This window comes from Arenibacter sp. F20364 (assembly GCF_023015905.1).
Taxonomy (GTDB): domain Bacteria; phylum Bacteroidota; class Bacteroidia; order Flavobacteriales; family Flavobacteriaceae; genus Arenibacter.
Genome location: NZ_JALKBD010000015.1, coordinates 45376 through 71352, shown reverse-complemented (window position 1 = coordinate 71352; position 25977 = coordinate 45376). Strand labels below are relative to the sequence as shown.

At 40.0% G+C, this 25977-nt stretch carries 23 protein-coding genes; 6 read left to right on the top strand and 17 right to left on the bottom strand.

Annotated features, from left to right (window positions below):
* Positions 1–70: 70 nt before the first annotated feature.
* From MWU84_RS13660 to MWU84_RS13650, 3 genes are all read left to right on the top strand, one after another.
* The gene (locus MWU84_RS13660) at positions 71–2278 is read left to right on the top strand and encodes a S9 family peptidase (RefSeq protein WP_246902186.1); all 2208 of its coding nucleotides are present in this window, start codon (positions 71–73) and stop codon (positions 2276–2278) included.
* Positions 2268–3800 (top strand): oligopeptide:H+ symporter, encoded by a 1533-nt coding sequence (locus MWU84_RS13655; RefSeq protein ID WP_246902184.1) that lies wholly within the window; start codon positions 2268–2270, stop codon positions 3798–3800. Before MWU84_RS13660 ends, MWU84_RS13655 begins: the two co-directional genes overlap by 11 nt.
* 151 nt (positions 3801–3951) lie before the next feature.
* Positions 3952–5736 carry a peptide MFS transporter gene (locus tag MWU84_RS13650; protein ID WP_246902182.1) on the top strand — a complete coding sequence of 595 codons (1785 nt, stop codon included), beginning with the start codon at positions 3952–3954 and terminating at the stop codon, positions 5734–5736.
* A gap of 1 nt (position 5737) precedes the next feature.
* On the opposite strand, the gene MWU84_RS13645 is transcribed toward MWU84_RS13650, so the two are convergent.
* From MWU84_RS13645 to surE, 5 genes are all read right to left on the bottom strand, one after another.
* Positions 5738–7759, bottom strand: a complete 2022-nt coding sequence (locus tag MWU84_RS13645; protein ID WP_281502558.1) for a ComEC/Rec2 family competence protein — start codon at positions 7757–7759, stop codon at positions 5738–5740.
* Position 7760: 1 nt separating this feature from the next.
* Complete coding sequence (locus tag MWU84_RS13640) at positions 7761–8321, bottom strand: C40 family peptidase (protein WP_246902177.1); 561 nt, start codon at positions 8319–8321, stop codon at positions 7761–7763.
* 186 nt (positions 8322–8507) lie between these two features.
* Entirely contained in the window at positions 8508–9632 is a 1125-nt protein-coding gene (gene lpxB, locus MWU84_RS13635) for a lipid-A-disaccharide synthase (RefSeq protein ID WP_246902175.1), read from the bottom strand.
* 48 nt (positions 9633–9680) lie between these two features.
* Positions 9681–9962, bottom strand: a complete 282-nt coding sequence (locus tag MWU84_RS13630; protein ID WP_246902172.1) for a hypothetical protein — start codon at positions 9960–9962, stop codon at positions 9681–9683.
* Complete coding sequence (gene surE, locus MWU84_RS13625) at positions 9955–10734, bottom strand: 5'/3'-nucleotidase SurE (protein ID WP_246902338.1); 780 nt, start codon at positions 10732–10734, stop codon at positions 9955–9957. The genes MWU84_RS13630 and surE overlap by 8 nt, the downstream gene beginning before the upstream one ends.
* Before the next feature lie 355 nt (positions 10735–11089).
* On the opposite strand from surE, the gene MWU84_RS13620 reads away from it, so the two are divergent.
* Entirely contained in the window at positions 11090–13258 is a 2169-nt protein-coding gene (locus MWU84_RS13620; protein WP_246902169.1) for a carboxy terminal-processing peptidase, read from the top strand.
* Between the two features lie 72 nt (positions 13259–13330).
* Here MWU84_RS13620 and MWU84_RS13615 read toward each other — a convergent pair whose 3' ends face one another.
* The 5 genes from MWU84_RS13615 to msrB all read right to left on the bottom strand — a co-directional run bounded on the left by MWU84_RS13615 (position 13331) and on the right by msrB (position 16668).
* Complete coding sequence (locus MWU84_RS13615; protein ID WP_246902167.1) at positions 13331–13582, bottom strand: peptide methionine sulfoxide reductase; 252 nt, start codon at positions 13580–13582, stop codon at positions 13331–13333.
* A 28-nt stretch (positions 13583–13610) separates the two neighbouring features.
* Positions 13611–15179 (bottom strand): protein adenylyltransferase SelO, encoded by a 1569-nt coding sequence (locus MWU84_RS13610; protein WP_246902165.1) that lies wholly within the window; start codon positions 15177–15179, stop codon positions 13611–13613.
* Positions 15180–15186: 7 nt separating this feature from the next.
* Positions 15187–15483: a GNAT family N-acetyltransferase gene (locus tag MWU84_RS13605; RefSeq protein ID WP_246902163.1), complete on the bottom strand. Its 297-nt coding sequence runs from the start codon at positions 15481–15483 to the stop codon at positions 15187–15189.
* Positions 15484–15662: 179 nt separating this feature from the next.
* Complete coding sequence (gene msrA, locus MWU84_RS13600; protein WP_246902161.1) at positions 15663–16214, bottom strand: peptide-methionine (S)-S-oxide reductase MsrA; 552 nt, start codon at positions 16212–16214, stop codon at positions 15663–15665.
* The gene (gene msrB, locus MWU84_RS13595) at positions 16204–16668 is read right to left on the bottom strand and encodes a peptide-methionine (R)-S-oxide reductase MsrB (RefSeq protein WP_246902159.1); all 465 of its coding nucleotides are present in this window, start codon (positions 16666–16668) and stop codon (positions 16204–16206) included. The genes msrA and msrB overlap by 11 nt, the downstream gene beginning before the upstream one ends.
* A 182-nt stretch (positions 16669–16850) precedes the next feature.
* Here msrB and MWU84_RS13590 point away from each other — a divergent pair, with 182 nt between their 5' ends.
* Positions 16851–17663, top strand: coding sequence for a DNA/RNA non-specific endonuclease (locus tag MWU84_RS13590; RefSeq protein ID WP_246902156.1), 813 nt, complete (start codon positions 16851–16853; stop codon positions 17661–17663).
* On the opposite strand, the gene rodA is transcribed toward MWU84_RS13590, so the two are convergent.
* The 7 genes from rodA to MWU84_RS13555 form a co-directional block, all read right to left on the bottom strand.
* On the bottom strand, positions 17660–18943 hold the full coding sequence (gene rodA, locus MWU84_RS13585; protein ID WP_246902154.1) for a rod shape-determining protein RodA: 1284 nt from the start codon (positions 18941–18943) through the stop codon (positions 17660–17662). The two genes, MWU84_RS13590 and rodA, sit on opposite strands and share 4 nt — an antisense overlap.
* Positions 18933–20801 (bottom strand): penicillin-binding transpeptidase domain-containing protein, encoded by a 1869-nt coding sequence (locus tag MWU84_RS13580; RefSeq protein WP_246902152.1) that lies wholly within the window; start codon positions 20799–20801, stop codon positions 18933–18935. Before MWU84_RS13580 ends, rodA begins: the two co-directional genes overlap by 11 nt.
* Complete coding sequence (mreD, locus tag MWU84_RS13575; RefSeq protein WP_246902150.1) at positions 20798–21307, bottom strand: rod shape-determining protein MreD; 510 nt, start codon at positions 21305–21307, stop codon at positions 20798–20800. The genes MWU84_RS13580 and mreD overlap by 4 nt, the downstream gene beginning before the upstream one ends.
* Entirely contained in the window at positions 21294–22115 is an 822-nt protein-coding gene (gene mreC, locus MWU84_RS13570) for a rod shape-determining protein MreC (protein WP_246902148.1), read from the bottom strand. Before mreC ends, mreD begins: the two co-directional genes overlap by 14 nt.
* Before the next feature lie 113 nt (positions 22116–22228).
* Positions 22229–23257 carry a rod shape-determining protein gene (locus MWU84_RS13565; protein WP_069858480.1) on the bottom strand — a complete coding sequence of 343 codons (1029 nt, stop codon included), beginning with the start codon at positions 23255–23257 and terminating at the stop codon, positions 22229–22231.
* A 55-nt stretch (positions 23258–23312) separates the two neighbouring features.
* Entirely contained in the window at positions 23313–24845 is a 1533-nt protein-coding gene (purH, locus tag MWU84_RS13560; protein WP_246902146.1) for a bifunctional phosphoribosylaminoimidazolecarboxamide formyltransferase/IMP cyclohydrolase, read from the bottom strand.
* Between the two features lie 93 nt (positions 24846–24938).
* The gene (locus MWU84_RS13555) at positions 24939–25391 is read right to left on the bottom strand and encodes a GAF domain-containing protein (protein ID WP_246902144.1); all 453 of its coding nucleotides are present in this window, start codon (positions 25389–25391) and stop codon (positions 24939–24941) included.
* A 110-nt stretch (positions 25392–25501) separates the two neighbouring features.
* Here MWU84_RS13555 and MWU84_RS13550 point away from each other — a divergent pair, with 110 nt between their 5' ends.
* Complete coding sequence (locus MWU84_RS13550; RefSeq protein WP_246902141.1) at positions 25502–25969, top strand: hypothetical protein; 468 nt, start codon at positions 25502–25504, stop codon at positions 25967–25969.
* Positions 25970–25977: the final 8 nt, after the last annotated feature.

The following is a 25977-nucleotide window of genomic DNA, read 5'->3' as shown; positions in this document are numbered from 1 at the left end:
AATTTTTGAAAATACTGAAATGTTTTCAGGTGTTTTCAATCTATTATATATTAATTAAACATTAGTATTTGTGAGAAAAACCCCCTTATTATTTCTGTTGCTATTTATCCTTAACAGTTTTTCATTGCTTTTGGCCCAAAACAAGAAGATCTCTTTGGAAGAGATTTATGACGGCACCTTTCGTGTTGACGGCTTGGATAAATTACGATCCATGAAAAATGGAAAATACTATACCATTTTAAGTGTGGACAGGGAGAGAGCTACTTCCTCTATTGAAAAGTATGACTACAAAACCCAAAAAAAACTGGAAACCATAGTTTCTTCTTCAAGTTCGGTGCCATATTTTACTTCTTATGAGTTTAGTGAAGATGAATCCAAAATAGTTTTGGCCACAGAAGTTGAACCTATTTTTAGGCGGTCAACTTTAGGTTTTTTCTTTGTCTACGATCTCAAATCAAAAAAAATTTCCAGTGTTTCCGATTTTAAAATACAAGAACCCACCCTGTCTCCCGATGGTAGCAAAGTGGCCTACGTTAAGGATAACAATATTTACGTTTTGGACATAGCAGCCAATAGAACCAAACAGCTAACTGTGGATGGGGAAAAGAATAAGATCATCAACGGGATAACGGACTGGGTATATGAAGAGGAATTTGCCTTTGTAAGGGCATTTGAATGGAACTCAGATGGGTCCAAATTGGCTTTCATACGTTTCGATGAAACCAAAGTTCCGGAATTTTCCATGGATGTTTACGGCAGTAATCTTTATCAGACCCAGACGGTGTTTAAATACCCTAAGGCAGGGGAGGACAATTCCCGGGTTTCACTGCATATAGTGAATATGGACACTTACGGTAAGACCGAGGTTGATTTGGACGATCCATACTATATCCCTAGAATAAAATGGAAGAACAACCCCAACTATCTAAGTGTTCAGACCTTGAACCGCCATCAGAACAAACTAAGGTTGTATACTGTAAATGCAAAGAATAATACCGGTAGTATTTTACTGGAGGAAACTGATGATGCCTATGTTAGCGTTACTGATGATCTTACTTTTTTGGCGGATGACAGCTTTATCTGGACTAGTGAGAAGGATGGCTTTAGACATATTTACCTGTATGATGTAGACGGCAAATTAATGCATCAAGCTACCAAAGGCCCTTGGGCAGTAACCAAGTATTATGGTTATGATCAAAAAGAAGATTTGATCTATTATCAATCTACTGAAAATGGATCTATAAATAGAGATGTGTTCAGTGTAAGTAGTAATGGAAAGAATAAAAGGCGTCTGACTATCAAATTAGGGCAGAATACTGCCGATTTTAGTGATGATTTCACCTATTTCATCAATTCGTTCTCCAATGCATCCACTCCCCCGGAATATACCTTACATGATGCCCTGAATGGTAAAAAAGTAAAGGATATATTAAATAACCAAGGGTTAATATCTAAATTGGAAGATTATAGGATTAATTCAAAGGAATTTTCTACCATCGCCATTAATGGCAATGAGCTGAATATGTGGATGATAAAACCATATGATTTCGATCCTACTAAAAAATACCCCCTGTTTATGACCCAATATAGTGGTCCGGGTTCGCAATCTGTATCCAATACCTGGATGGGCACTAACGACTATTGGTTTCAGATGTTGGCCAATGAAGGGTATGTTGTGGTATGTGTAGATGGAAGGGGCACTGGATATAAAGGAGCAGATTTTAAAAAAGTGACCTATATGGAATTAGGGAAGTACGAGGTGGAAGATCAAATAGCTGCGGCCAAAAAATTAAGTGAATTGCCTTATATTGACGAGTCAAGGACTGGGATTTGGGGCTGGAGTTACGGAGGATTTATGTCTACCAATTGTTTGTTAAAAGGGAATGATACCTTTGAAATGGCCATTGCTGTGGCACCAGTGACCTCATGGAGGTTCTATGACTCCATTTATACGGAGCGTTTTATGCGTACACCTCAGGAAAATCCTAAGGGTTATGATGAAAACTCCCCGTTTAATTATCCCGAACTTTTAAAAGGCAAGTATTTATTGGTTCATGGCACAGCGGATGATAATGTGCATGTTCAAAATACGATGAGGATGGTAGAAGCTTTGGTACAGGCCAACAAGCAATTCGATTGGGCGATTTACCCAGATAAAAATCACAGCATATTTGGAGGCAACACCCGCCTGCATCTGTATACAAAAATGACCAATTTTTTGATAGATTATTTAGAAGAAACCAATAACAACAAAAAACAACAGACAAATGGAAACTAAAGCCGAATTTATGGAGGAACAACAGATGTTTGGACATCCCAAAGGATTGTTTTACCTCTTCTTTGCCGAGCTCTGGGAGCGATTTAGTTTTTATGGAATGCGGGCCCTGCTTACACTTTATATGGTCAATGTGATTTTTGAAGCATTGGCACAACGTGATTATGCCGCCGCCGCTGTTTATTCTTCTTATGGCTCCTTGGTATATGCTTCTACCGTAGTGGGAGGTCGCATTTCGGATACTATTCTCGGAATGCGGAAATCAATTTTTCTTGGAGGTATCTTAATGGCCCTTGGACATTTTGTACTTGCGGTGGAACACAATGTGGCTTTCTATCTGGCCCTGGCTCTAATAGTGGTGGGCAATGGGTTTTTTAAGCCCAACATCTCAACCTTTGTGGGTTCACTGTATCCAGAAGGAGATACCCGAAAGGATTCGGGATTCGTCATCTTCTATATGGGGATTAATATTGGCGGATTTGCTGCTCCCTTACTTTGTGGGTGGCTGGGCAGCGAGTACGGATGGCATTATGGTTTTGGTCTTGCCGGTATAGGGATGTTGACGGGACTGATTTTCTTCTGGAGCGGGATTCGTAAAAATGTTTTCGGTGACAAGGGGATGGCTCCTAGCCAGGAAATATTGGAGAGGAAAGTTGTTGGAGTAAAGCAAAAAGTATTGGTTCCCTTATTGGCCTGTCTCGCGGCACCAGTAATCGCTATCCTCTTGTCTTCCTATCGTCCTTTGGGCGAAGAAGGAAGTTTTTTTGGGGATCAGAATATTGTGAATGTCATTTTTAAAATGGTGGGGATATCCATCTTGTTTTATATGGGGTATATTATGTATAAAGCCACATTGGATGAACGTAAGAAACTTTTTATGGCAGTTTTGATTACATTTTTTATGACTATTTTCTGGGGTTTTCACGAATTATCGGGAAGTGTGATTACTCTTTTTGCAGAACGTAATGTGAACCTCAGTATTGTGGATGCAGCACAGACCAATGCGCTTAACTCTATGTACATTATAATCCTGTCCATTCCCATCTCCTTATTGTTTACTTATTTGGCCAAGAAGAAATTAAATCCACGTACTCCCTATAAATTTGGATTGGGTTTGGCTTTTGCCGGTATCAGTTTTTACATTTTGGCACTAAGTGGAGGTAGTGCAGATGAGAATGGTATGGTTCCTTTTAGCTATCTGCTGATTATGTATTTTCTTATCTCCGTGGGTGAGTTGTTAATGTCGCCAGTAGGCTTATCAAAAATTACGGATCTGTCGCCAAAAAGAATTGTAGCTTTTATGATGGGGGTTTGGTTTCTATCCTCGGCGTTTGCTTTTCAGGTGGTTGGTTTTATTGGGAAACAGTTGGCTGTTGAAAGCGATGACGCTAATGTTGGCGGCTTTGAATCACTTGAAACCTATATTAACGGTTTTGAGCTTATAGCCGAATATGCACTGGGAGCGGCTTTGATCGTTTTGGTCACAGCACCGTTGATGAAGCGCCTTATGGGCAATGTGCACTAAGAATATTATCGCCGGTTAACCAGCGATTTTTATGTATATTAGGCAGGTATTGTGTTAGCTATTTATAAAGCATTTCTATGGTTGGTTAGCCTAATGGGCGTCTTTCTTAATTTGGAATAGCCAATCCATTAATACTAAAATCATCCTTTATATGAATACCGATATTGAAAATCTTTTTAAGGATAAGGTACTAGGGCATCCTGCGGGGCTATTTGTATTATTTTTCACTGAAATGTGGGAGCGTTTCTCGTTTTACGGGATGAAAATTTTACTGGTATTGTTTTTAACGGCTCCCATTATAAGTGATAATCCTGGATGGGAATGGCCTAGGGAACACGCCCTGGCTTTGATTGGAACCTATGCTTCCCTTCTATATTTGGCCCCTATAATCGGTGGGTATATAGCGGATAAGATTACCGGGTATAGGGTGGCAGTGGTCATTGGTTGTTTAATAATGACCTTGGGCCATGTGGCTATGGCGCTGGAAACTACAACATCTTTTTATCTGGGCCTTTTACTTCTGATTGTTGGAACGGGGTTCTTTAAGCCCAATATTACTTCCATTATTTCCGAAATGTACCATGGAAAAGAGTCCAAAAAGGATGGGGCCTATACCATATTTTATATGGGTGTTAACGCCGGGGCTTTTTTTGGAATGATGCTATGTGGGTATTTGGCCGAAAATTATGGTTGGTCCTGGGGGTTTGGTTTGGCAGGTTTTTTTATGCTAATTGGCATGCTCCAATTTTGGCTGGCAAAGGATCTGTTTGGTGATATTGGAGGTAAACCCCATAAAAAAGAGGAAACCGTACTATCTGTGAATGAAGCGGAAAATAGTGTAGGGAAGCAAGTGGAAACAGAGGTAGAAACCAAATTGAATCCCTTTAGCCCTTTCGATAAGGTTTTGATGGTTTTATCCTCTGTTGGCGGGCTACTCTATTTATTTAACGATCCCTTTGAAAAAATACAAGGAAGCAGTTTGGCCCCGTTTAGTCTAGGAGGCCTAAGTGGCACCAATGTAGTTATTTTGTTCTCCCTGGCCTTGTTTCTAATACTATTGGTTGCTAGGATAGCTAGATACCTTCCGGTGGTAAGGGACCGAATTATTGCCGTGTCTATCTTTGGGTTCTTTACGGTATTCTTTTTTGCTTTTTTTGAACAGTCATTGGGTTCAATGACCATATTTGCACGGGATTACACCAACAGGGACCTCGTTGGCCAGTCGGCCATGATCTTTAAGATAGTGGATGCTTTGTTGACAACGGTTCCCTTGATGATTATAAGCTGGGTCTTGGTATTGTTGGCCAAAAAGACCTTTAATCGCATAGGCTTATCCAATATTACTTTGGCCGTCGCATTTCTTGGGCTTTGGGTATTAGTCATTTTTAGATTGGTCGATAAGTTTTCCCAAGAAGGAAATCAGGTAGACGCTTCATGGTTTGCCATTCTAAATTCATTCTTTATTATTACCCTGGCACCTTTTTTTTCCAGATGGTGGGAAAGTAAATTTAATCCCAGTGCTGCCATGAAATACGGAATAGGCCTTATTTTATTGGGATTGGGCTTTGCTGTGTTATCCTATGGCGCCTCTGGGATCCCTTCTGGTGCACAGACCGCTTCTGTGAGTATGATATTTTTGATCTTGGCCTATTTGTTACATACCATGGGGGAGTTGTGTATTTCCCCGGTAGGGCTTTCTTATTTAAGCAAGCTTGTGCCGGCACGTATGATAGGTTTTATGTTTGGGATATGGTATTTGGCCATTGCCATTGGTAACAAGGCGGCAGGAACTATGGGCGGAATGATCGATAGGATTTCCGAGCAATATTCCATGGGGACGTTCTTTTTAATTTTTACCCTAGTGCCCGTAGGAGTTGGTCTTATTTCGATAATTTTAAACCCACTCCTAAAAAAATTAATGCACGGCATTAGATAATTTACCATTCAAATAGAAAGGCACCCTTTTCGCCCGTATAGTGAAATGGGAGCTGTTTCTTATAGCATGTCGCTTTCCATAATTCTATATAACTTCTGTAATTACTGCCATCAGCAATAACAATTTTTGGCGAAATTGAATCCAATAGCCTTTCAAAATTTATTTTTGGGGATTGGGTCAATACTAAGGTAGATACCTCATAATTTATTGGAAGTTCCATATTGGTACTATCCAGAATAACCATTCTCTTCCCTCCAATTAGATAGCTGTTTATTATAGGTCGATGCTCCAATTCTATGGTGTTTTGGGCAATGGCATAATCGCTGGCCATTCTAGTTGTGGCTTTTGGATCGTGGGCAAAAACCGTAATTTTTTGTCCTGATTGATGGATTATACCACTATTTCTTGCAATATGTCCTATTACTAGGGATTCTTTGTTTTGAGTGAGGTGCCTAATATTCAAAACATAGGCTTGAAAACAAAGGATAATTACCAGGAATACGATGACCCTTTGGTAGGATGCTTTAATGAAAACCAAGACCATTGTTATGATTATACCATAGCTGAGAATTAATTGAATGGCATCAAAAGAAATATTCCTGAAAAGGAAGTTTTCCTGCCGGGCAACCAGCCCAATGATTGAATTCATCCAGCGTATAACCGTATCGTATATAGTTACCAGTACAGAGGGTAAACTGTTGGTCAGTGACAGTACTATAACCAATATTCCGAACCCTAAAATAAAGGTCAAAAAAGGAAGTATCAACAGACTTGAAACCAAAAATAATCCTGGGAATTGATGAAAATAATATAGGCTAATTGGTAATACTCCCAGTTGGGCCGCAATACTTACGGAAACCAACTCCCATCCTTTTTTTGTAAACCAGTATTGTGGGGTCCAGAGTCTTTGTAATAAGGGGTATATCCAAACAATGGCAAAAACTGCGGCATAACTTAGTTGAAATCCTACCTGAAATATAAGTAAAGGATCCAACAGTAATAAAATAAAGAATAGGGACAATGCCAAGATATTAAAATGACTTGTAGGCCTGTTTAGGTAAAGGGCGTAGGCTACAAAGGTAAACATGGTTGTTGCCCTTAGATTAGAAGCGGAAAGTCCTGCCAAGAGGGCAAATGCCCATAAAAGCAAGACAATAACAACTAACTTTATGGTTCTTCCTTTTGGAAGGAATTCCAAGGGCCGCAATATAAAATGGAGCAATCCCAAAAGAATCCCAATGTGCAAACCTGACAGTGCCAAGATATGATAAGCTCCCGCCTCCTTGTAATCCGCATCAATTTCGGGTGTAATCTCATTTCGCTGGCCAAGGAGAAGGGCTTGTATAACACCCAATTCTTCGGCGCCAAAATTCTCTTTTTTTAGTTTTTTAATGATGCGATCCCTTATTTTGTAAGCCATTCCAAAGAGGGTAGTGGTAGCATGGGGCTTTACATAGTACTCGTCCCTTGCAAGTTTTACCTGATGTTCAATTCCTATGTTGGACAGGTATTTTTTATAATTGAACTGATGTGGATTTAATGGAGGGTGAATGGTTTGGAGGTTGGTGAAAATTACTATTTCGTCATCGGCCATAAGAGATCTAACAGAGGAATCCGCCGTTATATTCAATAGTACTTTGCCTGAAACCTGTAAGCTGTCCATGCTTTTAATATGGACTACATATCTATCTGAATAGCTATTAGGTTTTAAAACTTCTCTAATTTTTAAAGTAAAGAGCCTATTTTCTTCCGACAATTGTTGGCTGTAATGCTGGCCAATGTTTTTGGATTCACTTAAGCTTAGGCTAAATATGCCAATGGCTATAGTTAAAAATCCGGTTAAAATTCCGAAAAGTAGTGAGGGAGCTTTTTTGTTATTTACAAAAATAATTCCCAATAGGATTATTGAAACAAAAACTATGGAAAAAGATAGTGGAAGTGGCGGACGTAGGTAATATCCAATTAAAATTCCACAGATTAGGCATAAGGTGAGCTTTACGGCCGTAAACTGCAGCAATCGCATGCTACAGGACCCGGGCCGCCTTGATAAAGGCGTAGTTCCAATAACCCTCCTGCAAAGAGGAAACTATAACACCTCGGGACGAGGTGGAATGAATGAATTTTATATCATCCCCATCTACCTGGACCACCAGGCCTACATGGTTTATGTTGTTTTTTCTTCTGGAGGTTCCAAAAAAAAGTAGGTCGCCCTTGTCAACCTCCTTCAAATTTATTTTTTGACCTTCCTCTGCCATTTGATAAGAGGCTCTTGGCAATTGAATATCGTGTTCACCGAAGGCTACGTATAACAGGCCCGAGCAATCCATGCCATTGTTGGTAGTACCTCCGAATTTATAGCGTGTGCCCGAAAATGTAAGGGCTGTATTTATGATTTGTTGGGTTTTTTTTGCAAGTGGTTTACTTATTGACTCCCTGCCCAAAGGCGTTTCACCTTTTATCTCGGTTGGTTTTTCCGAAGCTTCAACAGTTATTTTCCTTTCTTCGCGTGAGGCATTTTTATTCTTGGCCGCACCGCAGCCAACCAGCAAAATAATTAGGAATAAAGAAAGAAATCTTTGAATCATCCAAGTAAAAGTTAGTGCTCTTGGATATCAAATTTAAATAATTAATTTCAAATCCGTCATTTTTTTCGGAAAACCCTTATAATCACCTCAAGTTAAATCGCCATTGATTCCTTTTTTTCAAGCTTGGGTCGGCAGTTTCATTATAGTCAAAATGGAGGGCAAATGTACCTTCAAGTGTAAATTATTTTAATGATCCAATTGGGCGCTTTGGACAATTAAAGATGCTGCTTTCTCACTGGCGCCCTTGCCTCCAAGTTTTTTTTCCAATTCGTAATAGGCTTCAAACTGCTTTTTTCTTTCGGGGCCGTTCAAAATTTTGTCGAGCTCCTTGGTCAGGTTTTTGGTATTCAGATCGTTTTGGATAAGCTCTTTCACAACCTCTTTGTCCATTATTAAATTTACTAGTGAAATAAACTTTAGGGTTATGATTCTTTTTGCAATTTGGTAGGAGATCCAATTGGCCCGGTAACAGACTACTTGGGGTATCTTAAAAAGTGCCGTTTCCAAGGTGGCGGTCCCGCTGGTAACCAAGGCAGCATAGGACAGACTTAATAGATCATAGGTCTTGTTGGAAATTAAACTTACCTGGGACGATTTTAGAAAAGGCTGATAAAACTCCACATCCAAACTGGGTGCCCCTGCAATTACAAATTGATATTCCGGGAAAGATTCGGTTACCGATAACATGAGGGTAAGCATTTTTTGAACTTCTTGTTTTCTGCTCCCCGGTAATAAAGCAATAATAGGCTTTTGCAAATCTAAATTATTCCCTTCCCTAAATTTTTTATCGGCTGTCCTGGGAATATCCCCGATAGCGTCTATAAGCGGATGGCCAACAAAATTAACGGGATAGTGATGCTTTTTTTCATAAAATTCCTTTTCAAAAGGAAGAATTACGTGCATTGCATCGATATCCCTTTTAATTTTATGGATTCTTCCTTCCCTAGAGGCCCATATTTGTGGAGAAATGTAGTAATTGGTTTTAAAATGATTTTTCTTTGCCCAAGAGGCTATTCTAAGATTAAACCCGGAATAATCTATAAAGACTATTACGTCTGGATTAAAATCGCTAATATCTTCCTTGCAAAAGGCGATATTTTTGAAAATTTGATTAATATTTGTTATGACTTCGAGGAAGCCCATAAAGGCCATTTCCTTGTAATGTTTTACCAGGCTACCTCCTGCGGCTTTCATTAAATCGCCACCCCAACAACGTATATCCGCTTCCGAGTCCTTTTTTTTGATGGCTTTAATGAGGTTGGACCCATGTAGGTCCCCTGATGCCTCCCCAGCGATGATATAGTATTTCATCCGTTTAGTTTCTGTGGTTTATTGTGTTGTGCCGCCATTATCGGGAACCTAAAAAACTTTATAATACAATATTAACATAGCGGTCAAAAGGGTGGCTATCATAACACCCCTGGCCCTATAATCGCGACGTAATCTTAAAAAACCAAAAAAAGCAACCAAATTTAGGATGGCCCCTAAGGCTAATAAACTGCCTACGTGTCCCTCCTGAACTGCAGCATGGTATGTTTCTACAATGCCTAAATCCGAAAAGATTATTATATACAGTAAGGTTCCAATGGTATTGGCAATGATACCAACAATTAATCCGATAAATATTTCTTTTTTAATCATTTAGTGTCCAATTGTTTATGTGTTGAATGGCATGGTGGGCCGTTAAGTCGAATTGGGTGGGGACTACCGAAACATATCCTTGGGACAGGGCATATTCATCTGTATCCTCTCCCTTGTCCAACAGTTCAAACTCTCCGGTTAGCCAATAATATTCCTTGCCACTGGGGTTGGTTCTTTTGTCAAATTTTTCTTTCCAATTAGCACGTGCCTGTCTGCATATTTTTATGCCCTTGGGTGTCATATTGTCGGTTTTGGGAATATTTACATTGAGTACAACCCCTTTGGGGATACCATTTAATAGGGCTTCCCGGACTATTTTTTGGACTGCTTCCTTGCTGGCTTCAAAGTCAGCATTCCAGGAATAATCACATAGGGAAAAACCTATGGCGGGAATTCCTTCGATACCGGCTTCTATAGCTGCACTCATGGTGCCCGAATAAATCACGTTGATAGAGGAATTGGATCCATGGTTAATACCACTTACACAAAGATCTGGTTTTCTGCCCAAGAGTTCCTGCAGCCCGAGTTTTACACAGTCGGCCGGCGTTCCGCTGCAACTGTATTCTTCAATGGAGCCGTTGTCCAAATCTGCATTGAGCTTTTTTATGTAGAGGGTGTTGTCTATGGTTATGGCATGCCCCATTCCCGATTGTGGACTGTCCGGGGCCACTACCACCACATCTCCCAATTCCTTCATAAATCGTATCAATGCCCTTAAGCCGGGAGCTGTAATTCCGTCGTCATTCGTGACTAGGATCAAAGGTTTCGTCATGGTATATAATTTATGCTGCAAAAATACGTTTTTAATCTATTATCGCTTTTTCAATTAAGAAGGGTAAATATTGGAATTTCGCCCTGAATTTATGGAAATTGAACTTTAGCTCCAACCTTTGGGATTGTCCTGGACAATTGAGATATTAACAAAAGATTAATGACATATAGGTATAATATGGCACGATTTTTTCGTTATCTTAGGGTAATTGGCATGTTAGACCACTTTTATATGGCAAAACTTGGATTGCAGTGGTGGTTTGATTAATTTTAGATGATTACAAGTTTACAAAAGGGAGGGGTGATTTTTGTTTTAAAAAACACCCCAAATGTGGAAAAATAATAAAAAAGAATAGATGAAAAGAAATTTAGCCTACGCATTAATTGTAATGCTTGTTGCAGTAGCTTCATGCAGTTTTACAAACAAATCATTTGAAACCGATGATAAGGACAAATTGTTATTGGACCTTATCACTTATGTTTTGGAACGAGGCCATTATCAGCCAAAGGATATTAACGATGATTTTTCCGTTAATGTTTTCGAAGGCTTTTTGGATATTTTGGATCCCACCAAACGATATTTTTTGGAAAGTGACATTCAGGAATTTGAAAAATACAAGTTTCAATTGGATGATCAGATAAAGAATACAGATATAACTTTTTTTGATATGGTCTACCAGCGCTTATTGATGCGAATGGACGACGCCAAAGAAATTTATAAGGAGGTTTTGGAGGAACCTTTTGACTACAAAGTGGATGAGACCATTGAGATCAATTATGATGGACAAGGATATGTGGACTCCCGTAAAGATCTTAAGGAGCGCTGGAGAAAGCAGTTAAAATATGCCACTTTGGGAACTTATGATTCCAAACTGAATTTGAACAAAGAATCTGCCATAGCCGCTACAGAGGGTGATGAATTTGATGCCGTGGCCGAGGAAAACAGCACTGCGGAACCATTAACCCCTGCAGAAGCTGAAAAGGCTGCCAGGGAATCTACCAAAAATACCTTGGATGATTACTTCGATTTTGTGGATGACCTTGAACGTAAAGATTGGTTTGTACAATACCTGAATACTATAGTTGAGGTGTTTGATCCTCATACATTCTATTTTGCTCCAGATGACAAGGAAAAATTTGATACCAGTATGTCCGGTAAATTTGAAGGTATTGGAGCCCGATTGCAAAAGAAAAAAGATCAGACTAAAATAGTAGAGATTATATCCGGTGGGCCGGTATGGAGAGATCAGCAGTTGGAAGTTGGTGATGAGATTTTGAAAGTAGGACAAAATGGCGAAACACCCGTCGATATTGTAGGTATGCGTTTAGATGATGCCATTAAATTTATTAAAGGCCCCAAAGGTACTATAGTAGATTTGACGGTTAGAAAGGTGGATGGTTCCCTTGTGGTAATCTCCCTCACCCGTGATGTAGTTGAATTGGAGGAGTCTTATGCCAAATCTGCCGCCATCATAAAGGGCAATCAAAAATATGGACTCATAAATTTACCTAAATTTTATGTGGATTTTGAGGACTATAATGAAAGAAATGCCGCTACGGATGTGGCCCAAGAAGTGGAAAGATTAAAACAGGCCGGAGCCGAGGGACTAATCCTAGATCTACGTGATAATGGTGGAGGGTCTCTTAAAACAGTTGTTGAAATGGCTGGTTTGTTTATTAAGGACGGACCAATTGTACAGGTTAGGTCTACCGATAAAAAACCTGAGGTTTATAATGACAAGGATGAACGTATACAATGGGATGGACCTTTGGTAATTTTGGTTAATGAATTATCGGCATCTGCTTCTGAGATTTTGGCCGCAGCCATGCAAGATTATAAAAGAGGTGTGGTTATCGGTAGTAAACAGACCTTTGGGAAAGGAACGGTTCAAAATGTTATCCCCTTGGAGAATATTGTAAGGGGCAATGAGCACGGAGATCTTGGAGCTATAAAGCTTACTACCCAAAAATTCTATAGAATTAATGGGGGGTCAACCCAATTGGAAGGTGTTAAGAGCGATGTTGTTGTTCCAGATCGTTATAGTTATATTGATCTTGGGGAAAGGGATCAGGAAAATCCGCTAACCTGGGATAAAATCTCCCCGGCGGAGTACACCCCTTGGGAAGGCTATATTGATTATGAGGCTACCATCGCCAGCAGCACTAAAAGAATGGCACAGAATCCTCAGATAGGATTAATCGAAGAAAATGCACAATGGATCAAAAAAGCGCAGGATGAAACTGTAGTTTCTTTGAAATATGAGGAATATAAGAAGGGATTGGAACTGGATAAAGAAAAGGCCAAGTATTTCAAAAAGATATCGGATTATGATTCCCATCTGACATTTGAATCCTTGCAGTATGAAAAAGAATTATTCACACAGGATTCTGTTTTAAGGGAAAAGCGCGACCGTTGGCATAAGGATTTGGCCAAGGATGTATATGTAGAGGAAGCTGTTAACGTTTTACAGGATTTAAAAATTAGCAATATAAATAACTCTAAATTGGCCAGTGTAAAAGGTTAATTGTGGATAGCAATAAGAAGATAAAACCTGCTCATAGAGCAGGTTTTTTTATGAAGTTCATTTTGGTGATGCCTATTGTAGCAAGAGGTGATTATTCAAAAAGTCGATCACCTTTTCTGCCGTCATTTCACAGGGGTTTAATTTTTCTACCTTTTCCGAATGATAAAAGTTAAAACTTATAAAATCGTTGCCGCCCAATTCCTCTGCATAAATCTTGATACTCTTGCCCTTATTAAAATCGGTACGGGTAAGGGCATATTTTTTGTTCCGAAATAGGACGGAGGAGTAACCCAATGGAATGGCTTTAATTTTTGTTGATAGCATAGTGCCAAGAAGTTAATGGTATCCGGGTTTAGGAACTACAGGAAAGCATGGAACACCCTACTTTGTGTCTTGCCCATTCCGGTCGTTTCGCGAACCATTTTTCGGCTGTGGATTGTTCTTGGTACGGATGCTTCAAAAGTTGGAAAAATTCATTTATTAGTGTGTGATCCCCTTTGTCCGCCCCGTCTATGGCCAATTGTGCCATGTAATTTCTTAGAACATACTTTGGATTTACCTTATTCATTTTTTCAGCTCTTTCCCCATCACTGATACTTTCCTTTTGCAATCTACTTTTATAGTCGGTGAACCATAACTTCCATTTTTCAAGGATATGGCCCTTAACTTCTTCTTGGACGTAAAAGGCATCCCATACGGGGGCTAAGAAGTTGTCATTTGTAGGGCTATCTTTAGCTATGTGGCTTAGATTTCTAAAAAAGATGGTCATGTCCGTTTCTGTCAATTGCAAATTGCTCTCCAATCTGGCCAATAGTTCTGGGTCGTTCCCGTCCGGTTTAAAAAGTCCAATTTTCGATTTCATCATCGACAGATATTTTGTGGCATAATTTTCAAGGTATTCCTTCAATATCGCTTCAAGTGGTTTGGCATCCTCTATCAAAGGGAAGAGGGCATTTGCCAATTGGTACAGATTCCAAAGGCCAATGTTTATTTGATTACCATATCTATAGCGTTTATATTGTCGGTCTGTGGTATTGGGGGTCCACCCCTCCTCATAACCTTCCAGCCATCCGTAGGGACCGTAATCTATGGTGAGGCCAAGAATGGACATATTATCCGTATTCATTACCCCGTGTACAAAGCCTACACGTTGCCAATGAATGATCATATCCAGAGTACTATTGGTAACCTCCCTAAAAAAGTCAAGATAACCTTCTTTTGTGCCCTCCTTTAAGTGGGGAAAGAAATGCCTTATGGTATAATCGCTGAGTGTCTTTAAAGTCTTTTTATCCTGTCGGGCCGAAAAAATTTCAAAATTTCCAAAGCGTAAAAAGGTAGGTGCCACTCTACATACCACGGCTCCTTTTTCGTATTCGGGATTGCCATTGTATAGCACATCCCTTAAAACCTGGTCTCCTGTAAGGGCCAATGATAATGCTCTGGTGGTGGGCACTCCTAGGTGGTACATGGCTTCACTGCACAAATACTCCCTAATAGAGGAACGTAATACCGCCAGCCCATCGGCGGTTCTGGAATAAGGGGTTTCCCCGGCACCTTTAAGTTGAAGTGCCCATTGTTTATTATTGTGGTTGACTTCAAATAAATTAATGGCCCTGCCATCTCCCAGTTGTCCGGCCCAATTGCCAAATTGGTGCCCGCCGTAGCACATGGCGTAAGGATTCGTGTCAGGTAATATCGAGTTTCCGGTAAATATATTTTTGAACTCCTCCGACTTGAGATCATTTTCGGTAAGCCCAAGATCCCGGGCCAACTCCTTCGAAGCATGGACTATACCTGGTTTTGAGGTTGATTTTGGTGTAACAAATGAGAAGCATGCCTGCATAACCTGTCTTCTCGTATTTTCCTTGAGATGGTCTGCTGGGAGTTCAGTATTAAAGGTGTCCTTAATAGTAAGGTTCATAGGGTGTTTATTCAATTATAGAGTTCCATTTTTCACTTCTTCTAGCAACGGCCTTTATGTAGGAACACACGGCAACAGCCTTATATCCTTCTTTTGTTAACTGCTCAAAGGTGCCCTCCACTAGTTCCTTGCCATACCCTTTGCCCCGGAGCTTAATGGGTACCTCCGAATAGGTCAAAAACATTTTATCTTGGTCTAGTTTATATACTACTTTGGCAATTTCACCATTAATAGCCATGGTGAATCTATTGTTGTCTTTTTCGTGCTGTACCGTCAAATTATCTGTGTCTATGTTGTTATGCATTTTTATTCCCTTTAAATCTTTATGAACTTAATATCTTCAGCGGGCGGAATTGGTTTTTGGTGCCCATGGTTTTGGATATATACGGAATAGCCGAGATTAATAATTGGCCTTACGACATCTACATTATCTGGCACCTTTGTAATTGGTCCTAAACCAGGCTATTGGAGTATTAAGGGTTCTTATACCTTGACTTTTTTAATTTTATCGGCATGCATTTTTCTGAGCTTGCTCAATTTTGGGGAAATAACAGCGCTACAATAGCCTTGAGTGGGATTGTTTCTGTAATAATCCTGATGGTACTCCTCTGCTTCATAAAAGGTTCCCAAAGGACTTATTTCCGTAACAATAGCTTGCTCGTAATAGGGTGCTACTTCTTTTAGGACCAACCCGGCAATTTCTTTTTGGGTCTTATCATGATAGTATATTACCGATCGATATTGTGTCCCTGTGTCTGCTCCCTGCCTATTTATGGTGGTAGGGTCATGGGAAGTCATAAAAATGAGCAATATATCTTCATAGGTGATGATCTTGTTGTCAAATGTTATCTGTACCACTTCCGCATGGCCGGTTAGTCCAGAACAAACTTCCCTATATGTTGGTTTCCCTGGGGCATTTCCGCCGGTATATCCCGAAATTACCTTCTGTACACCGTTGACCTCTTGAAAAATGGCTTCTGTACACCAAAAGCATCCGCCGCCCATGGTCGCGATTTCTAATTTTTTATTGTTCATCTGTTACTCTTTCTTTTACTATTTTCATGGATTCTGAATTAATACAATAGCGCAATCCGCTGGGTTCCGGTCCATCGGGAAATACGTGCCCCAAATGGGCATCACAGGTATTGCACATTACTTCTACCCTAACCATACCAAAAGAAGAGTCTTTGTAGTACTTAATAGCGTTTTCTTTTATGGGCTGAGTAAAACTTGGCCAGCCAGTACCGGAGTTGAATTTAATTGTGGAATCGAATAAAGGAGTGTTACAACAAATACAACTGTACTTCCCTGCATCATGGGTACTGCAAAGGGCACCGCTATGTGGCGCTTCTGTTCCTTTGTTTCTTGTTATTCTATATTGTTCTGGAGTTAATAGGTCTCGCCATTCCTGTTCTGTTTTTTCCACTCTTTTGTCGGGTGGCGGATTTCCCTTAACACTGTAGTTAATAACGTCTTTCCAAGTTAGCATGAATATTTTCCTTTCTTTTTTATTATTAAAAATTAATAGATATAGTAGGTGTCTTTGGTGGTATTGGGAGCGTTAAAACAATTCTGTGATGAACATTTTGTTTAGAAAATTGGTCGTACAAAAAGCCCAATACTTACACCTGCCGAAATTTCCGAATGGTAGTTTTAATCTATATTTACACTATGAATAAATATAGGAAAAATAGGATAATTTATACCACTCTGCTACTAGTTTGTGTGGTCCTATTTTGGATGTTCGATAATTTTTACACACCCGCCCCTTATTCCTTACCTGAAGGGGAGGGGTATAGGACTGAAATTCCGAAATGGCTATGGCCTAGTTCTAGCACTGGTGAAATAGTGCAGCACGCCCATTTTGCCCTATCTTATAACGAAGCTTATGAACAGGCGGAGTGGGTGGCCTATGTTTTGGAAAAATCCCATTTAACCAAGGACGATAGAAAAAGACCTCTTTTTCTTGAGGATCCCAAGGTAAGGACGAAATCGGCAGATTGGAGGAACTATAGGGGTTCGGGATACGATAGGGGACATTTGTGTCCAGCTGGGGATCGTAGATTTTCCGAATACGCCTACAATGAAACTTTTTATACCAGCAATATTGCGCCACAGGATAGAGAATTTAATGCGGGTATTTGGAATAGGTTGGAGCAGCAGGTGCGGTATTGGGCCAAAAGGGAAGGGCCATTATTTGTTGTTACTGCGGGGGTTTTGGAAGGTGGCTTGTCCAGTATAGGAGAGGAAGATGTGGCAGTTCCAAAGTATTTTTATAAAATTATAGCCCAGGGGAAGGGGGAAAACCTAAAAATTATAGGGTTTCTTTTTCCCAACCAGGAAGATGAAGAAAGATTGGATCACTTTGTGGTGCCGGTGGATAGAATTGAAAAATTGACAGGGATCGATTTCTTTTCCGGTTTGCCTGATGAACAGGAGGCTATTTTGGAAGCCAGCCTTAGCACCAGCGGTTGGAGATTTTAGGTTAGTTCATTTAACCTATTGGCATCCAATTTTAGGAAAATGAACAAGAGCGCCGTAAAAAATAATAAGCCGGAACCGCCATAGCTAAAAAAGGGCAGCGGTATTCCTATGGTAGGCAGAACCCCTGTAACCATGCCTATATTTATGAAATAGTGCACAAATAAAATAGAGATAACCCCGTAGCCGTACATGCGGCTGAAAGCGTTTTTTTGGCGTTCGGATAAATATACTAGGCGCAACAGCAAGGCGGTAAAGAGAATTACGACGGTTGCGGTACCAATAAAACCCCATTCTTCCCCTACGGTACTAAATATATAATCGGTATGTTGCTCGGGGACAAAATCGCCTTTGGTACGTGTGCCCTCCAGAAACCCCTTGCCATATTTTCCCCCTGATTCTATGGCTTTTTCGGATTGATATGTATTATAGCCTATGGTTTTTCTAATCTCCTCCAATTTTTTAGGGTCTTTTTCCAATCGAAGCCAAAGACTAAATCGATCCCTATGTCTTTGTTCAAAAACGGAATTAAAAACGAAATTGACCGATAGGGAGAAGAGTATTATAACGACATATATAAGGGCAACCGGGATTATAGGGACCTTGAAGGAGGGCTTCTTCAATAGGAGGAACAATGCCAATAATAGCCCAAGGATTATGGTTATCCAAATAGTACCGAACATCAGCGTTAAAATAAATATAAGAATCACCATAAACCCTATTCCAAGATAGTAAAGAGGGAGGCCTTCCCTAAAAATTACAAAGATCAAGGCAAAGAACACCAAAGCACTGCCTGGATCTGGCTGGGGTATGATCAAGAAAGCGGGGATCAATATGATCAATATTGAGATCATTTGGTCTTTCTGGCGCTTTATATCGGTCTGTATATCGCTTAAATACTTGGCCAAGGCAAGTGCAGTGGCAACTTTGGCAAATTCCGAGGGTTGTAGGTTAAAAAATCCAAGGTCGTACCAAGAGGTTGCGCCGGCAATAGTTTTGCCAAAGACAAATAGACCCAATAGCAGAACTATGGATATTATATAAAACAGACTGGAAAATCGTTCGTAGAAATTGGCCTCCAAGGCCAGTATGATAATGATGGAAACGGCACTTGTACCTATAAAAAACAATTGTTTTCCATGCAATGAAGCAAAGTTGAATATAGAGGGGTTGTCCTCGGTAAAGGTGCTGGAATAAATATTTACCCAACCAATAAAGACTAAAGAAATGTAAATTAGAACGCTAAACCAATCCAAGCGTTTAAGGACACTTTTACCAGACACGCTCATTTATTTTAAAGGGTTGTCCGCTGTAGGGTTTTGCGTATTCTTCTTCCAGCGTTTTTTCCAACATTCTTTTCTCCAGATCAACTCTGGTAATTTCGCCTTTTAAATATTTTTCAATCATTAAAGAGGCTATGTGCCCTGCATAACGAGACCCAAAGTATCCATTTTCAATATAAACGGCAATGGCTATTTTGGGGTTGTTTACTGGTGCAAAGGCAACAAAAACAGAGTTATCGGTAAGTTGGGTACGTACCCCATTTATTCTTGTGAAGTTTTCTACAGTACCTGTTTTACCTGCTATTTCAATCCCTTCAATTTGGAGCCATCTGGCCGTACCTTTTTTGTATACTTCGGCCATTCCCTGTACAACAGGTTCAAAATATTTTTTGTCGATAGTGGTATGCTTGGCCTCGGTGAATTCTGGGATACTGATATCGTCAGCACCTATTTTTTTAAGTACATGTGGTGTAAAATAATGCCCTCTATTGGCAATGGCGGCGGTCATGTTGGCTAGTTGGATGGGGGTTACTTCTACTTCCCCCTGGCCTATGGAATTGGATATTATTGTGGAAGACGACCATCTGTTTTCGCCGTAAATGCGGTTATAATACTCCTTATTTGGAATTCGTCCGGGCCTTCCTGTAGGAAGATCATATCCCAAAAATGTTCCCAAGCCAAAGCTTTTTATGTGTTTTTCCCAGACATCCATACCTTCCGCGGAAGTTGGAAATTGGTCGTAGATTTTACGAAAGGCTCCCGCAAAATACGCGTTACAGGAGAGGTATATGCCAGAGTTCAAATTTCGTGTCCCTCCTCCGCAATGGCAGCCTCTTTTTCTTTTTCCAACGTAGAATCCGTTGTAGCAATGAATAGTAGTTTCAGGGGTAATTGCACCTTCCTGAAGCGCTACCAGAGCGTTTAAGGTCTTAAATGGCGACCCTGGGGATTGTGACGCCAATATGGATCGGTCAAAGGTGGGTTTTGAAATGGTGTCATAATGTAATTTGCTATAATTCTTGGATCTTTCCCTGCCGACCAATAGCGCGGGATCGTAGGAGGGACCTGAAATTAATGCCAGTATTTCGCCGGAGGCCGGCTCCAAGGCTACTATTCCTCCATGTTTCCCAATCATCAATTTTTCGCCGTATTCCTGAAGAATTTTGTCTATAGTGACGGTTATTTGTTTTCCCTGCTCAGGGAGGGTGTCCAATGCACCGTCCTTATAAGGACCAATATCCCTGTTAAATCGGTCTTTTTGAATCCATTTCACCCCTTTTCGACCTCTTAGGATGGTCTCGTATTCTTTTTCAATTCCGGTAGTTCCCTTTAATTCCCCGGCAGCGTATGATGGGTTTCGTTCCAAATCCCATTCGTTAACTTCGCTGATGTATCCCAAAACGTTGGCACCACTGTTGGTGTCGTAATATCGCAAGGATCTTTTTTGAATATAGAACCCTTCAAATCTCCGCATTTTTTCCTGAAGCCTTCCATAGTCTTCTTTGGAAAGCTGAGGCACAAGAACAGAGGGAAGTCTAGGGGAATATACCCTGGCTTTCTTTAGCTGGGATACAAATCTATCCTTATCAATTCCTAGCAGGTTGCAAAATTCGAGAGTATCCAACGGTTTTACCTCCCTTGGAATTACCATAACGTCATAGGCTGGCTGGTTTGCTACCAGTAATTCGCCATTTCTATCGTATATATAACCCCTTTCCGGATAATCATAAACTGCTTTTATGGCCGGATCTTCCAATATTTGATTGGGGGAAAAACTAAAAATCTGGAGATAGGACAATCTACCGATAAAAGTTATTCCAACCAATAATATAATGGAGGATAATAGGATTTTTCTCATTCTTTATTAACACTAAAAAGTGAACTTAATAGCAAGCACAATACTAATGTGGCTATACTCATAGTCAATACTTTCCTCAAAATTAACAGAGTATTTTCAAAACTGAAAATTTCTAGGGTAAAGAAAACTAGATGGTGTATTATAATTAATAACGTTAAAAATGTAATTTGTTGTGCCCTGGTGGTGTTGGTTAGTTTAAAATTTTGAAATTCATAATTTACCCCAAAACAAAAGCGCATAATTGTGGGCCTTAAATACGCAATGGTAACGGTGGCTGCCGCGTGTATGGCAACGGTATCCGAAAATAAATCGACCAAAAAGCCAAGCAGAAAACTTAACAGAAGAAACAATTGTCTCTTTTGCTTAATGGGATACCAGTACAGGAATAGAATATACACCATAGGGTTGATATATCCAAAAAAATTGAGCTTATTAAAAATTAATACCTGCACTAAAATCAATAGCACAAATCTAATTATGTTAATGAAGTAGCTATTGCGAATCATTGTTGGTCTTGGCTTCTAGTTCTATTATTTCTTCCCTTTGAATATTGTTCACTAGGTAAATACTTTTAACCGTGGCCATATTGTTAAAGAGTTTAATATCTATATTATACGAGTTTTGGGAATTGTTCAGATCGAAATTTTTGACGATCCCAATGGGAATGTTTTCCGGAAAGATGCTGGAACTGGCACCGGTAACAATGGTGTCCCCGAGTTTTAACGGTACCAATCTTTCAATGTCGGCCAGTTGAACGGTGTTATAGTCCTTTGTGTTCCAAACCAATGAGCCGTAATGGTTGGTATTCTTGATTTTGGCGTTGATCCTCGATTTAGTGTTCAAAATGCTTTGAACCGTTGCAAAATTTTTGGATGTATTTTCTACTATACCCAGAATACCATTGGCAGTTATGACACCCATATCGGGTTTTATCCCATGTGCACTTCCTTTGTTGATGGTAATATAGTTTCGCGGTAGACTATAACTGTTTTTGATAACTTGGGAAGCAATGACCTTGTACGTAATATTGGCGGTGTCCAATTGCATGGAATCCTGCTTTTTTTGGTTAAAAAGAAGATTTCGCAAACGCTTATTTTCCTCTACCAATTTTTTGTTTTCCTCCCCTAGGCCAAAATAGGTGGTTATATTGCTAGTGGTCTCATAGATATTGCCCGTTAGCCAGTTGGAGGAATTAAAGTACTTGGAACGGTGATAGGAATGGGACTGTATGGTAAGCGCTAAGGATATAATCAACAAGAAAAGATAGAGCAAGAAATTTTTATATCTTAATATAAAGTCGATAATCTGCCGCATTCACTTAAATTGTTTTGTAAGCCTTATTTGGGTAATTACCAATAAGGAATTAAGGCCTGTTTGCTATTTGTTACCTTTTAAAAAGGTAGTGCCGATTGTATGGTGCTAAAAAACTACTTGATCAAAATACTCTTGTATCTCTCCAAGTTTTTTAAAGCAATACCGGTACCCCTTACAACTGCCCTTAATGGATCTTCCGCAATATATACGGGTAAATCCGTTTTTTGGGACAAACGTCTATCGAGTCCTCTGAGCATAGACCCACCTCCGGCTAAATAGATACCTGTATTATAGATGTCCGCAGCCAGTTCTGGCGGTGTTTGGGATAGGGTTTCCATAACGGCATCCTCTACCCTTAAAATTGATTTATCGAGCGCTTTGGCTATTTCACGGTAGGAAATTGAGACTTGTTTTGGTTTACCGGTCAATAGATCCCTACCTTGAACGGACATTTCGTCTGGTGGCGTCTGTAAGTCTTCCGTGGCGGAGCCAATGGTAATCTTTATATTTTCCGCTGTACTCTCTCCAACATAAAGGTTGTGTTGCGTACGCATATAGTAGATAATATCGTTTGTGAAAACATCACCTGCAATTTTGACCGATTTGTCGCAAACAATTCCGCCCAAGGCAATTACCGCAATTTCAGTGGTACCTCCCCCTATATCAACGATCATGTTCCCTTTGGGCTGCATTATATCCAAGCCGATACCAATGGCAGCCGCCATTGGTTCATGAATAAGGTAGACTTCTTTTCCGTTAACGCGTTCAGCGGACTCCTTAACGGCACGCATTTCGACCTCGGTAATGCCTGAGGGAATACAGATAACCATTCTCAGAGCCGGTGGAAACCACTTTTTCTTTAAAGCGGGTATGTTCTTGATGAACATATTGATCATCTTCTCCGAGGCGTCAAAATCGGCAATTACCCCATCCTTTAAAGGCCGTATGGTCTTTATGTTTTCATGGGTCTTTCCTTGCATCATATTGGCTTCCTTGCCCACGGCAATAATTTTGCCGCTAATTCTGTCCCTGGCTACAATAGATGGACTGTCTACCACTACTTTATCGTTGTGAATGATGAGGGTGTTGGCAGTACCTAAGTCTATTGCAATCTCCTCGGTTAAGAAATCAAAGAATCCCATTTTATGTTGTTATATTTCGGTTTAAAAGTCAGTTTGATCGTTAAAAGTAATAAAATTAATGTTTAAAATGACGTGTGCCTGTCATTACCATTGCAATTCCATTTTCATTACAATAATCGATACTAAGTTGGTCCTTTATGGAACCTCCAGGTTGTATAACGCTGGTGACGCCACTTTTATGCGCAATTTCTACACAATCCGGAAAAGGAAAGAAGGCGTCACTGGCCAATACGGCCCCATTAAGGTCGAAATTAAAGGATTGAGCCTTGTGGATAGCCTGGTTTAGAGCGTCTACACGAGAAGTTTGCCCTGTTCCACTGGCGCATAATTGTTTGTTTTTTGCAAGGACAATGGTGTTGCTCTTTGTGTGTTTGCACAATTTGGAGGCAAAGATCAGATCTTCCAATTCCCTATCCGTTGGTTTTTTATTGGTGGCATTGCTAAGGTCTGAAAGTTGATCGGTCTTTTCATCCTTTTCCTGCACAAGAACACCATTTAAACATGTTCTAACGGTCATTTTTGGAAGTTCAACTTCATTCTGTACAAGAATAATTCTGTTTTTCTTGCCTTTTAAGATGTCCAAGGCAACTGGAGTGTAACTAGGTGCGATTACCACTTCGCAGAAGAGATTGTGTATTTCTTCGGCTGTTGGCTTGTCTATTTCAACATTGCTGATCAATATTCCGCCAAAAGCGGAAACAGGATCCCCGGCCAATGCATCAACATAGGCCTGATGGATTGTTGGCCTGGTTGCAAGACCACAGGCATTATTGTGTTTTAGAATAGCGAAGGTGGGAGCGTCATTCTTAAATTCTTGGATAAGATTTACGGCAGCATCCACATCCAGCAAATTGTTGTAGGAAAGTTCCTTTCCGTGAAGTTTCTGGAACATGGCGTCAAAATCACCAAAGAAAAATCCTTTTTGATGTGGGTTTTCACCATAACGCAAAATTTGACCGTTGGTTTCACTTAATTTAAAGGCAGCTTCTTCATGGTTCTTGTTGAAATAATTAAAAATGGCCGAATCATAATGCGATGAAACATTGAAGGATTTTGTCGCAAAACGTCTACGGTCTTCCAAAGTAGTGCTACCATTTCCGTTGGTAATCATTTCCAAAACTTCATCGTAATCGTTCATGGAGGAAACACAAAGTGTATCCTTGTAATTTTTGGCGGCCGCACGTATTAAAGATATACCACCTATATCTATTTTTTCAATAATATCCTGTTCCGACGCCCCACTGGCAACTGTTTTTTCAAAAGGATATAGGTCTACTATAACAATATCCAACTGTGGAATTTCAAATTCCTTCAATTGTTCCTGATCACTCTTGTTGTCCTGACGATTCAAAATGCCGCCAAATACCTTGGGGTGCAATGTTTTGACCCTACCTCCTAAAATAGACGGATAGCTGGTGACGTCCTCCACAGGTACTACATCAATTCCTAAATCCTTAATGAATGTTTCAGTACCGCCTGTAGAATAGATGGTAATTCCCAATTCATTAAACTTTTTTACCAATGGCTCTAGGCCATCTTTGTGAAAAACAGATATTAAGGCTGAGGAAGCTTTTTTAGTGGTACTCATTTTGTTGTGATTGTTGTTATGGATTATAAGGACACAAAAGTAATTTTTTTGTGCTTAAAAATCAGCACGTTTATTAACAATCGCCCTAAAGTTTTAAAGAATTTTGGATACCTTTTGGTTTACGTATTCCAAAAAGTGTTCATCCTCTTTGGAAAATGGGTCCGGAGTGTTGGAATCTATGTCTATTTGGCCAATATTTACGCCATTTAAAAATAAGGGGACTACTATTTCCGCCTTAACGGTTATACTGCAGGCTATATAGTTGTCCTGGGCCTTTACATCCGGAACTACAAAGTTTTGATTGGATACGGCTACCTGTCCACAAATACCTTTGCCAAAAGGAATTATGGTGTGATCTGTAGGGGCACCGGCATAAGGACCCAATTTTAGCTCTTCTTTGTCGCCATTTCTGAAATAGAAGCCTACCCAATCGTAATAAGGGACTTTTTCTTTCAGCAATTCGCAAATGGCCTGCATTTTTTCCGGGGTACTTTTTTTTGTACTGTTTGTGATTGCCGATACCTGTGGTCTTAATGTGCTAAGCATACGATAATTTTTTGCAAAAATAAGGCTATTTCCAAATGGTTTGGTTCATAAGCACTTTAAACTTCCGATATGTTATTGTTCTGTACAATTTTGGCCCTAAATTTTAGTTAATGTTGTACAAGGAAAATGGAAAGTTATGGCTTTTGATTATTTTTGTCTTGATGAAAGTAATGATCCACAAAATACTGGCCCTGCTTATGGCAGTTTTTATGCTGGCCTCTACTGTTTCTTGGACGATAGAGAAACACTACTGCTTTGGTACGGTGGTGGATGTCGCCCTCTTTCATGAGGCGGACACCTGTGGCATGGATATGGGATCATTAAATGATCGTATAAAGTTGGATAAGGATTCCAATAGCTGTTGCAGTGATGAAATTATTTTTGTTCCGGGCCAAGATGATCTAAAGATGTCTTATCATGATCTTGACCTTGATCAGCAATTTTTCTTGGTGGCCTTTGCAGGTTACTATTTGGATTTATTTCAGCCTGTGTCGCAGCCCCTTGTTCCACATGCACATTACCCACCGCCCATACTGGTAAAGGATATCCACATCTTGGACCAGGTCTTCCTCATTTGATTTTTTAT